General features: G+C 66.1%; 14 protein-coding genes. 4 read left to right on the forward strand and 10 right to left on the reverse strand.

Annotation, left to right across the window (positions count from 1 at the left end):
* The first annotated feature begins 44 nt into the window (after window positions 1–44).
* Window positions 45–554 (forward strand): hypothetical protein, encoded by a 510-nt coding sequence (locus GOQ09_RS25800; RefSeq protein WP_242630938.1) that lies wholly within the window; start codon window positions 45–47, stop codon window positions 552–554.
* A gap of 47 nt (window positions 555–601) precedes the next feature.
* Here the strand turns inward: GOQ09_RS25800 and gap are convergent, their stop codons facing one another.
* From gap to GOQ09_RS25815, 3 genes are read right to left on the reverse strand one after another with little or no spacing between them, the layout of a single operon-like run.
* Window positions 602–1,603 carry a type I glyceraldehyde-3-phosphate dehydrogenase gene (gap, locus tag GOQ09_RS25805; RefSeq protein ID WP_157616479.1) on the reverse strand — a complete coding sequence of 334 codons (1,002 nt, stop codon included), beginning with the start codon at window positions 1,601–1,603 and terminating at the stop codon, window positions 602–604.
* Window positions 1,604–1,625: 22 nt separating this feature from the next.
* On the reverse strand, window positions 1,626–2,141 hold the full coding sequence (locus GOQ09_RS25810) for a hypothetical protein (protein WP_157616480.1): 516 nt from the start codon (window positions 2,139–2,141) through the stop codon (window positions 1,626–1,628).
* A 36-nt stretch (window positions 2,142–2,177) separates the two neighbouring features.
* Complete coding sequence (locus GOQ09_RS25815; RefSeq protein WP_157616481.1) at window positions 2,178–4,286, reverse strand: transketolase family protein; 2,109 nt, start codon at window positions 4,284–4,286, stop codon at window positions 2,178–2,180.
* 135 nt (window positions 4,287–4,421) lie between these two features.
* Between GOQ09_RS25815 and speD the strand changes: the two genes are divergently transcribed.
* The 3 genes from speD to GOQ09_RS25830 are packed head-to-tail and all read left to right on the forward strand — an operon-like array spanning window position 4,422 to window position 6,939.
* Window positions 4,422–4,811 carry an adenosylmethionine decarboxylase gene (speD, locus tag GOQ09_RS25820; protein ID WP_157616482.1) on the forward strand — a complete coding sequence of 130 codons (390 nt, stop codon included), beginning with the start codon at window positions 4,422–4,424 and terminating at the stop codon, window positions 4,809–4,811.
* Window positions 4,812–4,837: 26 nt separating this feature from the next.
* A complete protein-coding gene (locus tag GOQ09_RS25825; protein ID WP_157616483.1) occupies window positions 4,838–5,548 on the forward strand; it encodes a nucleotidyltransferase family protein in 711 nt (236 codons plus the stop codon).
* Window positions 5,545–6,939, forward strand: a complete 1,395-nt coding sequence (locus GOQ09_RS25830; protein WP_157616484.1) for an aminopeptidase P N-terminal domain-containing protein — start codon at window positions 5,545–5,547, stop codon at window positions 6,937–6,939. Before GOQ09_RS25825 ends, GOQ09_RS25830 begins: the two co-directional genes overlap by 4 nt.
* Here the strand turns inward: GOQ09_RS25830 and GOQ09_RS25835 are convergent.
* The 7 genes from GOQ09_RS25835 to GOQ09_RS25865 all read right to left on the reverse strand — a co-directional run bounded on the left by GOQ09_RS25835 (window position 6,881) and on the right by GOQ09_RS25865 (window position 13,401).
* Window positions 6,881–7,855, reverse strand: coding sequence for a LysR family transcriptional regulator (locus GOQ09_RS25835; protein ID WP_157616485.1), 975 nt, complete (start codon window positions 7,853–7,855; stop codon window positions 6,881–6,883). The two genes, GOQ09_RS25830 and GOQ09_RS25835, sit on opposite strands and share 59 nt — an antisense overlap.
* A 33-nt stretch (window positions 7,856–7,888) precedes the next feature.
* The gene (locus GOQ09_RS25840; protein WP_157616486.1) at window positions 7,889–9,241 is read right to left on the reverse strand and encodes an esterase-like activity of phytase family protein; all 1,353 of its coding nucleotides are present in this window, start codon (window positions 9,239–9,241) and stop codon (window positions 7,889–7,891) included.
* Window positions 9,242–9,317: 76 nt separating this feature from the next.
* Window positions 9,318–9,794 (reverse strand): DUF2269 family protein, encoded by a 477-nt coding sequence (locus tag GOQ09_RS25845; RefSeq protein WP_157616487.1) that lies wholly within the window; start codon window positions 9,792–9,794, stop codon window positions 9,318–9,320.
* On the reverse strand, window positions 9,791–10,168 hold the full coding sequence (locus tag GOQ09_RS25850; RefSeq protein ID WP_157616488.1) for a DoxX-like family protein: 378 nt from the start codon (window positions 10,166–10,168) through the stop codon (window positions 9,791–9,793). Before GOQ09_RS25850 ends, GOQ09_RS25845 begins: the two co-directional genes overlap by 4 nt.
* Complete coding sequence (locus GOQ09_RS25855) at window positions 10,165–10,671, reverse strand: SRPBCC family protein (protein WP_157616489.1); 507 nt, start codon at window positions 10,669–10,671, stop codon at window positions 10,165–10,167. The genes GOQ09_RS25850 and GOQ09_RS25855 overlap by 4 nt, the downstream gene beginning before the upstream one ends.
* Entirely contained in the window at window positions 10,652–11,785 is a 1,134-nt protein-coding gene (locus GOQ09_RS25860; protein WP_157616490.1) for a saccharopine dehydrogenase family protein, read from the reverse strand. The genes GOQ09_RS25855 and GOQ09_RS25860 overlap by 20 nt, the downstream gene beginning before the upstream one ends.
* Window positions 11,782–13,401 carry an FAD-dependent oxidoreductase gene (locus tag GOQ09_RS25865; RefSeq protein WP_157616491.1) on the reverse strand — a complete coding sequence of 540 codons (1,620 nt, stop codon included), beginning with the start codon at window positions 13,399–13,401 and terminating at the stop codon, window positions 11,782–11,784. The genes GOQ09_RS25860 and GOQ09_RS25865 overlap by 4 nt, the downstream gene beginning before the upstream one ends.
* Window positions 13,402–13,406 lie beyond the last annotated feature (5 nt).

A 13,406-nucleotide genomic window follows, 5' to 3' on the forward strand; every position in this document is an offset into this window, starting at 1 on the left:
CGGCGCTCGCGGCCTTGCTGGCTGCTTGCTCCCATCCGATCACCATGATCACCGAGACCGCGCCGCCGCGGTCGATGGCCCATCTGGTCCCCAAGAAGGTGGCCTACGTGATGACCGACGCCCAACGCGATCAGCAGGTGACGAGCCCCGGCGGCAGCGGCGACCGCGTGAGCTACTACCCCTATCGCGATCTGGAAAAGTCGATTCGCGACGCGCTGCGCGCGGTGTACCGCGATGTGGTCGTGCTGCGCACCGCCCGCGACGCAAAGACCAATGAAGCGGCAGGCGTGTCGCTGGTGTTCACGCCCCAGGTCAAGACCGATTCGAGCTCGTCTTCATGGGTGACCTGGCCGCCCACCTCGTTCACCGCCGAGGTGAGCTGCGTGGTGAGCGATGCGGCCGGCGCGGAGGTGGCGCGCGTGCGCGCGGTGGGGAATGGCACGGCCGAGTTCGGCGAGTTCAACGGCGACTACGGGCTGGCCGCCCGCCGCGCGGCCAAGCAGATGACTTCGCAGCTCAGCAGCGAGATTCGCAGGAACGAGAAGCTGCGTTAAAAAAAAACGCGCCCAGGAGGCGCGTTTTTCGTTGAAGCGTCGAAGCCTTACTTCGAGACGACCTTCACCATTTCGAGGCACTTATTCGAGTAGCCCCACTCGTTGTCGTACCAGCTCACGAGCTTGACGAAGGTGCCGTCGAGCGCAATGCCGGCTTCGGCGTCGAAGATCGAGGTGCGCGGGTCGCCGCGGAAGTCGGTGGCCACCACCTTGTCTTCGGTGTAGCCCAGCACGCCCTTGAGCGCGCCTTCGCTCTGCGACTTCATTTCGGCGCAAATTTCCTTGTACGTGGCTTCCTTCTCGAGCTCGACTGTGAGGTCGACCACCGACACGTCGGAGGTCGGCACGCGGAAGCTCATGCCGGTGAGCTTCTTATTGAGCTCGGGGATCACCACGCCCACGGCCTTGGCGGCGCCGGTGCTCGAGGGAATGATGTTTTCCAGGATGCCGCGGCCGCCGCGCCAGTCCTTGTTGCTCGGGCCGTCAACGGTCTTCTGCGTGGCGGTGGCGGCGTGCACGGTGGTCATCAGGCCGCGCTTGATGCCCCACTTGTCGTTCAGCACCTTGGCGACCGGCGCCAGGCAGTTGGTGGTGCAGCTGGCGTTGCTGACGATGGCTTCGCCGGCGTACTTCTTGTCGTTCACGCCGTAGACGAACATGGGGGTGTCGTCCTTCGACGGGGCCGACATGATCACCTTCTTGGCGCCCGCGTCGAGGTGCTTCTGGCAGGTTTCCTTGGTGAGAAAGAGGCCGGTCGACTCGAGCACGATGTCGGCGCCGACTTCGTTCCACTTCAGCTGCGACGGATCGCGCTCTTGCGTGAGGCGGATCTTCTTGCCGTTGACGATCAGCATGTTGCCTTCAACCGTGACTTCGCCCTTGAAGCGGCCATGCACCGAGTCGTACTGGAGCATGTAGGCCAGGTAGTCGGGCTCGAGCAGATCGTTGATGGCGACGATCTCGATGTCGTTCTTGAAGTTCTGCACCGCGGCGCGCAGCACGTTGCGGCCGATGCGACCGAAGCCGTTGATACCGAGTTTGATAGCCATGGGTTCTCCTAGAGGGTTGAAACTATTCTGTCACCTGCACTTTGCGTGTGAACAGGAAGAGGGCGGCACTCGCAAGCAGCACCAAGCCCGATTGAAGGAAGCGCTCTTTGGCGGACTGCCAACGGTCCGCCGTCGCCTCGGCAAGCGACCAGATCACCCGATCGCCCTGCTGCAACTGCATCACGGTGGCGAAGTCACTTTTCTCGACCCACAACTTGACGTGCACAGGTACCGTGGTGTCCATCGTGATCTTGTGCAGCCGCTCCAGCACCTGTGGTTCGCTGGGAAAGCCGAAGAAGACCTCTCTCTTTTGATCGTCAAGCCCGGCGAGCATGTAGCGCACGTCCGTGGAATATCCGGTTCTCTTGTTGTGCACGTACTCTCGAAGCACTTTCGTCGGCTGGATCTCATGGATCGCCAGCCGGTCGAGCGAGGGCGGCATCTTCCCGAGGCCGGCCATCGCAACGAAGATCGCGAAAAGCACAAGCAACCCGCTGAGCCAGTACAGCGAGTCGCGTGCGTTGAGCGAGAGCTTCATTGTGATTTGCCGCCCCGTCGCAGTCGCTGCCGGCGTTCAGAGATCGAGCGCCGCCTCGACCGTGGCAGCCACGTTCTCGGCGGTGAACCCGAAATGCTTGAACAGCGCCGGTGCGGGTGCCGACTCGCCGTAGCTGTCGATGCCCACGACGGCCGCGCAGCCGTATTTCCACCAGCCGCCGGTGCAGCCCATTTCGACGGCGATGCGCGGCAGCTTCTTGGGCAGCACGCTCTTCTTGTAGGCCACGTCCTGGCGGTCGAAGGTGGTGGTCGAGGGCATCGACACCACGCGCACGGCAATTTTCTTCTCGGCCAGCAGTTTCTGTGCGGCAAGGGCCAATTGCACTTCGGAGCCGGTTGCAATGATGACCGCGGCGGTCTTCTTGCTCTTGAGGCCGACGGCCTCGGGCTCGGACAGCACATACGCACCGCGGCTGATGTCGCCGAGGTCGCCCTTGGGCGCATAGGCGATGTTCTGACGGCTGAGCAGCAGCGCGGTGGGGCGCGACTGGTTCTGCAGCGCCACGGCCCAGGCCACGGCGGTTTCGGCCGTGTCGCCCGGACGCCAGACGTCGAGGTTGGGAATCAGGCGCAGCGACGCGGCGTGCTCGATCGACTGGTGCGTGGGGCCGTCTTCGCCAAGGCCGATGGAGTCGTGCGTGAACACGTGCACCACGCGGCGCTTCATGAGCGCAGCCATGCGGATGGCATTGCGGCTGTAGTCGCTGAAGGTGAGGAAGGTGCCGCCGTAGGGAATGAAGCCGCCATGCAGCGCCACGCCGTTCATGATGGCCGCCATGCCGAACTCGCGCACGCCGTAGTTGATGTGGCGGCCGATCACGCCGTGGGGCGGCTCGGCCTTGTCGGCGGTGCTGTCGGGCTTGGGCTCGTCTTCGGCGCCCTGGGCGGGCTGCTGCGGCTGGCCCATGACCACGGCACCGGTCTTTGCGTCGAAGCGCAGGGCCGCGGTGCTCTTGGTGTTGGTGAGGTTGGAGCCGGTGAGATCGGCGCTGCCGCCGAGCATTTCGGGCAGGGCGGCGGTAAAGGCCTCCAGGGCGAGCTGGCTGGCCTTGCGGCTGGCCACGGTTTCGCCCTTGGTGTGCGCAGCCACCACGGTGTCGAACGCCACCTGGTGGAAGTTCTTGGGCAGTTCGCCCTTCATGCGGCGGGTGAACTCGGCAGCCAGGCCTGGGAAGGCTTCGGCGTAGGCGGCGAACTTGTCGTTCCAGGCGGCTTCGGTTTTGGCGCCCTCGGCCTTGTGGTCCCAGTCGGCGTAGGCTTCCTGCGGCACTTCGAAGGCAGGGTAGGGCCAGTTCAGCGCGGCGCGGGTGAGGGTGATTTCGTCGGCGCCCAGCGGCTCGCCGTGGGCCTTGGCGGTGTTGGCGCGGTTCGGGCTGCCCTTGCCGATCTGCGTCTTGCAGATGATGAGGGTGGGCTTCGAATCTTCCTTCTTGGCCTTGGCGATGGCCTTGGCCACATCCTTGGCGTCGTTGCCGTCGATCGGGCCGATGACGTTCCAGCCGTAGGCCTTGAAGCGCTCCTCGGTGTTGTCGATGAACCAGGGCTTGACCTGGCCGTCGATGCTGATGCCGTTGTCGTCGTACAGCGCAATCAGCTTGTTCAGGTGCCAGGCGCCGGCCAGCGCGCAGGCTTCATGGCTGATGCCTTCCATCATGCAACCGTCGCCGAGGAAAGCGTAGGTGTGGTGGTCGACGATGTCGTGGTTCTTGCGATTGAACTCGGCCGCGAGCAGCTTCTCGGCCAATGCGAAGCCCACGGCGTTGGTGATGCCCTGGCCCAGGGGGCCGGTGGTGGTTTCCACGCCGGGGGTCACGTCGACTTCCGGATGGCCGGCGGTCTTGCTGTGCAGCTGGCGGAAGTTCTTGAGCTCGCCGATGGGCAGGTCGTAACCCGTGAGGTGCAGCACCGCGTACAGCAGCATCGAGGCGTGGCCGTTCGAGAGCACGAAGCGGTCGCGGTCGAACCAGTGCGGGTTGGCCGGGTTGTAGCGCAGGTGTTCGCCCCAGAGTGCGACGGCCATGTCGGCCATGCCCATCGGTGCGCCCGGATGTCCGGAGTTAGCTTGTTGGACGGCATCCATGGCCAGCGCGCGAATCGCGTTGGCCATCAGGGCTTGGTTTGCCATGGGCGGTGGACTTTCGGGGAATGTGGATTGGGGGGAACCCGCGATTTTACCGGGCTCGCTCCAACCCGCTCCAATACGGCCTGAACACCCGACTGATGTTCTTTGGCGACAGCCGGACTGCTAGAGTTGCCACCCATGCATGGGCTGCACCTCACCGCCGATCTCCACGACTGCCAATGCGCGATGCAATGGCTCACCGACAAGGAGGCGCTCGGCGCCGTTTGCCTGAAGGCCGTAACGGCCGCGGGGCTGCAACCGGTGGGCAAGCTGGTGCACGGATTTCCGGCCACGCCGCAGGGGCCGGGCGGCGTGACGGCCACGGTGCTGCTGGCCGAATCGCACCTGTGCATCCACACCTGGCCCGAGCAGCGCGGCGCCACGCTCGACGTGTACGTGTGCAACTTCGGCGCCGACCATTCGGCCAAGGCGCATGCGCTGATGGAATGCCTCGTGGCGCTGTTCCAGCCGGGCCGCAGCCAACGCAACGAGCTCGTACGCGGCCAGGTCGGCCAGGTGGCCGCTTGAAGCCGGCGCCTTCCCCAGTGCGAGCCATGATCCTCGCGGCCGGGCGCGGCGAGCGCATGCGGCCGCTGACCGACACCACGCCCAAGCCGCTGCTCGAAGTGCGCGGCAAGCCGCTGATGCAATGGCCGATGGAAGCCCTGGCAGCCGGCGGATTCACCGAACTGGTGGTCAACACCGACTGGCTGGGTGAGCAGATTTCCGGCCGCTTCGGCGCAAAGCCGCAGCTTGGCGAACAGCGTGCGCTATCAATTTCATATTCCGATGAAGGCCGCGACTTTGGCGGCGCGCTGGAAACGGCGGGCGGCATCGTGCGCGCGCTGCCGCTGCTGGGCGATGTTTTCTGGGTGGCGGCGGGCGACGTGTTCGCGCCGGACTTTGCGTTTACGCAAGCTTCGGTGGCGCGATTCGCGGCGAGCGGCAAGCTCGCGCACCTGTGGCTGGTGCCCAACCCGGCGCACAACCCGAAGGGCGATTTCGGTCTTTCGGCCGAAGGCCTGGCGCTCAATTCGGCGGCCGAGAAGTACACATTCTCAACCATCGGCCTGTACCGAGCCGCGCTCTTTTCGCCGCCTTACTGCAGCATTGCCGCCGGCAATCCGGCGGGCCTCAAAGCCCCGCTGGCACCCATCTTGCGCGCCGCGATGGACAATGAACTCGTGAGCGCCGAGCTCTACACCGGGCCATGGACCGATGTGGGAACGCCCGAACGGCTTCTTCAACTGAACACGCCAAGATGACCTCAGAAGACCACAAGATCTACGCCGAGCGCCGCGCGCGCCTCGCCTCGCAACTGGGCAAGGACGGCATCGCCATCGTGCCGACCGCGCCCGAGCAGCAGCGCAACCGCGACAGCGACTTTCTGTTTCGGCACGACAGCTACTTCTATTACCTGACAGGCTTTACCGAACCGAACGCCTGGCTGGTGCTGGCGGGCGACGGCCGAAGCACGCTGTTCTGCGCCCCCAAGGACCTGGAGCGCGAGATCTGGGACGGCTACCGCCTGGGCCCCGACGCGGCCCCCGAGGCGCTTGGCGTGACGGAGGCTTTTTCGGTCAACGACCTCGACGCCAAGCTGCCAAAGCTGCTCGAGAACAGGTCGACCGTGTGGTTTCCGTTCGCCACCCACAAGGGGCTGGAGACCCGCGTCGACGGCTGGCTGCAATCGGTGCGTGCGCGCGTGCGCTATGGTGCGCTGTGCCCTCAGGAGCAGCACGACCTGTGCGGCCCCCTCGACGAAATGCGGCTGATCAAGGACGCGCACGAGCAAAACATCATGCGGCGTGCCGCGCAGATCAGCGCCAGGGCGCACATCCGCGCGATGCAGCTTTCGGCGCGCATGCTGCGCGAGGGCAAGGACGTGCGCGAATACCACCTCGACGCCGAACTGCTGCATGAGTTCCGCCTGGGCGGCTCGCAGTACCCGGCCTACGGCTCGATCGTGGCGGCGGGTGCCAATGCCTGCGTGCTGCACTACCGCGCCGACGCGGCCCCGGTGCGAAGCGGCGAGCTGGTGCTCATCGACGCAGGCTGCGAACTCGACGGCTACGCCAGCGACATCACGCGCACCTTTCCGGCCAACGGCAAGTTCAGCGGCCCGCAGCGCGCGCTGTACGACCTGGTGCTTGCCAGCCAGGACGCGTCGGCCGCGGCCACCAAGGCCGGCAACCGCTTCAACGACCCGCACGATGCGGCCGTGAAGGTGCTTGCGCAAGGCATGCTCGACCTGGGCCTGCTTGACGCGAACAAGGTTGGCAGCGTGGAAGACGTGATCGACAACCGCGCCTACTTCCAGTTCTACATGCACCGCACCGGCCACTGGCTGGGCATGGACGTGCACGACTGCGGCAGCTATGTCGAGCCCACGCAGGTGGGCGAGGTGAGCGAACGAAAAGATCCGCTGTCCAATGAGGTCATCAAGAACCGGCCAAGCCGCATCCTGCATCCGGGCATGGTGCTGACGCTGGAACCCGGCATCTACGTGCGGCCCGCCGAGGGGGTGCCCGAGCAGTTCCACAACATCGGCATCCGCATCGAAGACGACGCCATCGTCACGGCCACCGGATGCGAGCTTATTTCGCGCGGCGTGCCGGTGAAGGCGGACGAGATCGAGGCACTGATGCGAGCTTGACCGCCCGCTGAGACACCGGCGGCGGTGCATGCCGCGCCTGCAGGAAGTCGATGAAGACCCGCAGCTTGCGCGGTATCTGCGCAGAGCTCGGGTGATAGAGGTAGAAGCCCGGAAAGGTCGGCCACCAGGGTTCGAGCAGCGGAACCAGCCGGCCGCTGTCGAGATCGCCGCGCACCGAGCCTTCGAAAGCCACGGCAATGCCCGCGCCGTCGCGCGCGGCGGCCAGCAGCACGTCGCCGTCGTTGCTGATCAGCGGCCCGGACACTTCAATGTCGAGCACGCGGCCGTCCTGCGCGTACTCCCACCGATAAAGGCCGCCCGTGGTCAGGCGGTAGTTCATGCACTGGTGCTCGCGCAGGTCTTCGGGCGTTTTCGGCAACTGGCGTTTCGCAAGGTAGCGCGGCGACGCAACAGTCACCATGCGTTGCGGCCCGCCCATCGGCAACGCCACCACGTCTTGCGCCAGGCTTTCGCCAAGCCGGATGCCCGCATCGAAACCGCCTTCGATCAGGTCGACCATGCGGTTGTCGCAAACCAGTTCGAGCGTGATGTCGGGAAACGCTTCGGCAAAGTCCCCCAAGTGCGGATACAGCAGGAGCTCGGCCGACGCGCGCGCAACGTTCAGCCGCAGCAGCCCGGCCGGCTTGTCGCGCGCCTCGTTGATGCCCTCGACCGTTTGCGCGAGCGCGGCAAGCGCCGGCTGCGCGCCCTTCAGCAGCTGCTGGCCCAGCTCGGTCACGCCCACGCGGCGCGTGGTGCGGTCGAGCAGGCGCACCCCCAGCCGCCGCTCGAGCGTGCGCAAGGTCTGCGAGAGGGCCGAAGGCGAGACGCCCAGTTCTTCCGCCGCCCGCGTGAAGCTGGCGTGATGCGCAACGCGTGCAAAAGCGGCAATGGCAGGAAGCAGTTCGGGCGACATGCGCCCGATTATCGAGACCCCGGCAGACCCCAGCTACTTGGCCTGCAGCAACGCCCCCGCTTCGAGCAGCACCAGTTCGTTGTCGTCCGCCTTGTTCGGCTCGCGGCTGCTGGAGAACGGCAGGTTGTTGTCGTTGCCCACCACGATGTGCGTGGCGTCGACCACATCGACGTTCTCGATGGTGAAGAATGGAAACTTGAGCACACCGTCGTTCAGCGGCTTGCGAGCGAGCTTGGCCGGGTCGGCGATGTTCAGCAGATCGATGTAGCCGATCTTGCGCACCGCGCCGCCCACGTTGGCATCGTTCAGCTCGACCTTGTAGACGCGCTTGAATTTGGCGATGTCGTGGAAGCAGTCGGTGCGCTTCTGGCCCTCGGGGCAGGCTTTGTCGCTCGTGCCTTCACCGTTGTCGCGCTCGATGATGAGGCCCGTGGTGCCATCGATCATGTTGAAGTCGCCGATGGCATGGCCGTTGGCTTCGAGCACGTATTTCCAATGGCGGCCGGTCCACTTTTCAGAAGCGACGTCGAACTCCAGCACGCGCAGCGCTTCCTTGCCGTCCTGCTTCTCGTAGTCCTTCGCCTCGGCGTTCCACACCGGGCCTTCGAGCAGCGCATAGAGCTTGCTGCCATCCTTGGACGCCGCCATGCCTTCGAAGCCCTTGGAGCGCTTGAGCTGAAAATCGACCGCGCCACCCGGTGCACCCGGCGCGGTGACCGAGGGATGGTCCGGCGAACGCACGGCCTTGCCGTCGACCAGCGTGTCGAACACCGCGAGCACCTTGCCCTTCATGTCGGCCTTGATCAGGAAGGGACCGAATTCGTCGCCGATCCACATCGCGCCGCCGGCAAACTGCAGGCTCTCGGGGTCGAAGTCGGAACCCGTGAGGTAGCGCTGCTTCGTGCCTTCATGAACGACGCGGAAGGGCACCTTCTTGTCAGGGTCGTGCAGGAAGACGGTGTTCATGCGGTTGAGCTTGCCGCTCTTGAAGTCCGCCTTGTAGTGGTTCAGGTAGAGCATGAAGTCGGGCGAGTTGGCCTTGGCGCCGGCACCGTTGTCCGTGAGGATCCAGAACGAGCCGTCGTCCATCTTCTTGATTCCCGAATGGCCCTGCAGCGGCTGGCCCTTGAACGGCACCGAAACGCCCGTGCCGCGCCCGCCCGAGAGGCCTTCCACAGTGCCCAGCGCCTCCACCCGCTTGCCCGAGGTGAACTTGCCGCTCGCCTGCAGATCGGCCGGCGCTTCCTTGGGCGCCATAACGAAGCTTTGCGCGGGCAGCACGGCATGGCCGGCGAGCGTGGCTGGAAAAGCGGTCTGTGCAGCGGCATGGCCGCAGGCGAGAGCGGCGGCAAAGGCAATGAAAGAGAGGGTGGCGAGACGCGTCATGAGAGCAAGAAGAAAGGTTTCGGTCGCAACGCGAGACCATGCCGATTGCGCGTGACGCGGCCATGACATGCAACGCTCAGAAGTGGAGCGAGGGCTTGTTCACCATCAGATAGAACACGACCACCATGGCGATGAATGCCGGATATCCCAGCAGCTCCCAGTAGCGTTGATAGCGCGCAAAAAGTGCGGGCAGCGGCATTGCGTCGCGATGCGCCTGCGCGGCCATTGCGGCCATGCGGATCTGCAGCCACACCACGGGCAGCCAGCAAACGCCGGCGAGCACGTAGAGCGCTACCGACAGTGCGAGCCACGGGGTGGAAAGCGACCATCCCGCCATGTGGGCCAGCACGAAGCCCGTCAGCGGCTGCACGATGGCGGTCGGCGTGGTGAACCACCAATCGGCCCGCACCACCAGGCGGCTCACCACGGCTTGCGCGGCGACGCTGCCGCTGCGGTTGGCAAAGAACATGTAGAAGGCCGAGCCCAGCCCGGTGCCGACCAGCAGCACGCTCGAGACGATGTGCAGCCACTTGATGACGAGATAAGTGTTCACGGCGTGATGCGTCGGTACAGGTGCCAGAGCAGCGCGGCGATGGGCAGGTTCTTCAGCAGCGGGCCCAGCGGGTGCAGCCACAGGTTGGGCTGGAGAAGCGTTGCTGCCGTCGTCATGACAAGCAGCAGAACCAAGGCCGCGAGATAGCTGGCGCGCCCCGGCCGCCACCACAGGCCGAGGCCGGTGAGGAGGTCTGCCGCCGCGCCGCCGATGATCAGGCACCGGACCAACCAGAGCGGCGAACCAACGCCGGCCTCCGCGAGCACCCGCGAACTCTGGCCGTCGAGTTCCACGATGCTGGCGACCGCCGTGAACAGCCACACCGCGACAAGGCTGAAGCGCAGCAGGCGAACATCTTCGCGCGCAGTTGTCATGCCGCGCCGTTCCCGTGCTGCGCCCCTTGCCACTCGACGACCTCTGCTGCGTGCTCGGCCAGGAAATCGCGCAAGCGCCTGAAACGCCGCCGCGTCTGCCGCGCGAAGATCCGGGCCACCACCGGTTCCATCAGCCAGCGCAACGCTGGCGGCCCGGCCTCGATGGTGTAGGCATAGATCAGCACCGAGTGGTCTGGGTGCGTGTCTCGGTGCCGCATCGAAGCGGCCCAGCGGCTGAAAGGGAAGGAGCGTCCGACCATCGAAGCCGCCGCCACGTGCGGCCGGTCGAACGCGACGAAGCGCGTGCGCATCGAAAGCCCTCGCAACCAACCACCGCCCGTGTTTTCGGTTTCGGCACCGACGAACGGGCACGGCGCGCCGCCCACAACACGGGCATCACTCACCAACGAATCCCAGCGTGCGCGCCAGACGTGATAGTGGAAAGCATCGAAGACCACGTCGGACGGCGCCGGCATTTCGAATTCAAAGCGTTGATGCGCCATGGTCCGTCGCTTTTTCGTCAATCACATCTGTCACCATGCCCCAGCGCGCGAACTCGGTTTCAAACTCGCTCAAGGCCAGCAAGCCGCTACAGGCATGCGCGCCGACGGGCAGCGCGTCTCCGCGCGCCAGGCGCCGTGCCAGCAAGATGGCGGCCATGCAGGGGATCTCGGGGCCGTGGTTGTCGTCGGCGGCAATGTGCCAGGCGCGGCGCGCGACGGCGCCTTTGCTGTCCAGTCCTTCGACACGCACCACCATGCCGCCCAACGCCGTACCGAAGCGATCGAACACGCGGCCCCCGGAATGCAGCAACGGTGCGAGTCTTGCCGGTGACGGCAGCAGGCCCACGCGGCGCATCGATGCCAGGAACGCGAACGCATGCTGCGCCAGGCCGACCTCGAGGGCCGCTCGAAACATGACGGACTGCACGCCGGCATAGCGCGCCCGAAAAAGCTCGAGATCGGGGATGTCGCAGAGGGCACCGCGGCGCGGCTGCATGCGCGCGAACTGCACTATCGTGGGTTTGACCCATCCTGGTTCTTCGGTCCACGCGCCGTCGCGCCAGACCTGGATCGGCTCGCCGCAATAGGCCAGCACGCCCGCAAGCGTTGCTTCGCCGCGCGGTGCACCCTGAGCCGGAGCAATGCAGGTGTCGATGCTCCGGATGCTGCGCCATCCTGCAGTGAGATGGTCCACCACCGCCGACGACAGTGCCGGCACGGTGCTGGCGCCGGCAACGGCGGTGCGGCCCGCGTTGCGAAAGGCGGCATCGAGCGCGGCGGGAAAGTCGCAGACGAAGCGCCGCCCGTCGGCCAAGTCGATGTAGTGCGCGCTGGCTGCCGCCACGGCGTGCGGCACGCGATAGTCCTGGTTTTGGAAAGGGCCCGCGGTGTGGATGACGAGCTCGACGTCGAGGCTGCGCAGGTTTTCGACGAGGTCGCCGTTCTGGACGTCGATGCGCACGCCACGGGCCGCATTGCCCAGCGACTGCGCGAAACCGGTGGCGCGCTGCAGGTCGCGGCCGCCGATCATCAGTTCGATATCTGCATCCCTTGCCAATGCTCGGCAGATGCGCGCGCCGAAGTTGCCATAGCCGCCGAGCACCAGGACTTTCACGCGGCGCTAATCCCCGCAACGTGCCCACGCGTGAAGGCTTCTTCAAAGATGGAGTAGCCCGACCAGTCCGCATGCGCGAACGAGAGGCGCCCGGCGGCAACATGGCCGCGGTGTGCCGTACCCGTGCGTGCCAACAGGCCCGGCGTTGGAATGGCCATGGCGTGGCCGTAGCGGGTGATCTCGACGCGCGTGGCCAGCGTCGGCAGGTCCGGGTGCGGCACCGAGAGCTCGGCGAGCAGATCGTCCCGCCATCCGGTCCAGGGGCGGTCCTGCAACAGGCGGCGGCCGTCGGCCGTGTCGTAGCTGCTCGGGCCAAGCGGCCGGTACCAGCTGATGACGGTGCTGCGCGGCGTGGGATCGAGCGTCTGGTGGCGCGCATCGACGTACCCCAGGCCGCGTGTGCCGTACACGACGTTGTCCCAGCTCGGCGCTGCGCCGGGACGGTCGGCAAGCGGGCCGCTCAGGTGCACGTTGGCGAGCAGCCAGGGCGCATAGCGCGTGTGCGCGGCGGCATTCCGCAGCACCTCCGGCGCGTTCTCGACGATGCGCGCGGCGATGAACACCGGCAGGGCGACGATGCAACGCTCGGCCTGCCAGCGCACCAGCGATTTTGTTTTGGCGTCCCATGCGTCCACCTCGACGCCGCCGCGCAGATCGGCGATGCGCGTGACGACCTGGCCCGTACGCAGCCGGTCGCCAAGGGGCTCGGCGAGCCGCTTCGTGAGCCAGCCGTTGCCCTCGGGCCAGGTGAGAACGCCGTCGCGTTCGGGGTTCGAATCGCCACCGGTGCCCGATGAACCCGGCGCATGAAACCCGTGCCGGCTGGCAAAGTAATGGATGCCGGCCCAGGCCGAAACATGGGCGATGCCGGCGCCATAGTCGTCGCGGCAGCAGTAGTCGAGATACCAGCGCAGTTGCGGATCGCTGAAGCCTTCGCTGTCGAGCCAACGCTCGAACGGAAGGGCGTCGAGCGCGAGCAGCTCGGGGGTTGCCGCCACCTTGAGGGTGGGAATGGCGAAATGCGCCGCGTGCTGCAGCGCATCGATCCTTTGCGCGAACTTGCGGTACTGCGCATGGGTGCTCTCACCGACGTCGTGCACGGGCAGGAGGCCGTCTTGCCATTCGCCGCGAAAAAACAAGCGCTCCTGCGGGCTGTGGCAAAGGCTGCGCTCGTCGTATTCCCAGCGCCCTGCCACGCGGCGGCGCAGGCCCAGTTCTTCCAGCAGGTCTTGCACCTCGCGTGCGTTGTCGTCGGGCACCGGCAGGTAATGTGCGCCCAGCGGGCAGGCAATGCCGTTGACCATGCCGGCGCGGGAGTTGCCGCCGGCCGTGTCTTCAAGTTCGAGCAGGGCGAAGTCTTCAATGCCCGAAAGCCGCAACGCCCGCGCCGCGGCAAGGCCTGCAACGCCGCCTCCGGCGATGACCGCGCGCGTGCGCTTCACGGTTGCTGGGGCCTGGCTCTTGAGCGCGCCGTCGCGCATGGCGTGGCCTCGCGCCATGTCGATGCCGGTGAAGCCGCCTTCGATGGTTGGCTGCGGCGCCTCGCAGCCCGCGAGGGCCAAGGCGCCCGCTGCACCCACTGCACCCACTGCACCGAGAAAATCGCGCCGCTGCATGCCTG

The organism is Variovorax paradoxus, assembly GCF_009755665.1.
Taxonomy (GTDB): Bacteria; Pseudomonadota; Gammaproteobacteria; order Burkholderiales; family Burkholderiaceae_C; genus Variovorax; species Variovorax paradoxus_G.

Coding starts and splice junctions, on each gene's coding strand:
- GOQ09_RS25800 (WP_242630938.1), top strand. CDS start 45: ATGATCACCGAGACCGCGCCGCCGCGGTCGATGGCCCATCTGGTCCCC.
- gap (WP_157616479.1), bottom strand. CDS start 1,603: ATGGCTATCAAACTCGGTATCAACGGCTTCGGTCGCATCGGCCGCAAC.
- GOQ09_RS25810 (WP_157616480.1), bottom strand. CDS start 2,141: ATGAAGCTCTCGCTCAACGCACGCGACTCGCTGTACTGGCTCAGCGGG.
- GOQ09_RS25815 (WP_157616481.1), bottom strand. CDS start 4,286: ATGGCAAACCAAGCCCTGATGGCCAACGCGATTCGCGCGCTGGCCATG.
- speD (WP_157616482.1), top strand. CDS start 4,422: ATGCATGGGCTGCACCTCACCGCCGATCTCCACGACTGCCAATGCGCG.
- GOQ09_RS25825 (WP_157616483.1), top strand. CDS start 4,838: ATGATCCTCGCGGCCGGGCGCGGCGAGCGCATGCGGCCGCTGACCGAC.
- GOQ09_RS25830 (WP_157616484.1), top strand. CDS start 5,545: ATGACCTCAGAAGACCACAAGATCTACGCCGAGCGCCGCGCGCGCCTC.
- GOQ09_RS25835 (WP_157616485.1), bottom strand. CDS start 7,855: ATGTCGCCCGAACTGCTTCCTGCCATTGCCGCTTTTGCACGCGTTGCG.
- GOQ09_RS25840 (WP_157616486.1), bottom strand. CDS start 9,241: ATGACGCGTCTCGCCACCCTCTCTTTCATTGCCTTTGCCGCCGCTCTC.
- GOQ09_RS25850 (WP_157616488.1), bottom strand. CDS start 10,168: ATGACAACTGCGCGCGAAGATGTTCGCCTGCTGCGCTTCAGCCTTGTC.
- GOQ09_RS25855 (WP_157616489.1), bottom strand. CDS start 10,671: ATGGCGCATCAACGCTTTGAATTCGAAATGCCGGCGCCGTCCGACGTG.
- GOQ09_RS25865 (WP_157616491.1), bottom strand. CDS start 13,401: ATGCAGCGGCGCGATTTTCTCGGTGCAGTGGGTGCAGTGGGTGCAGCG.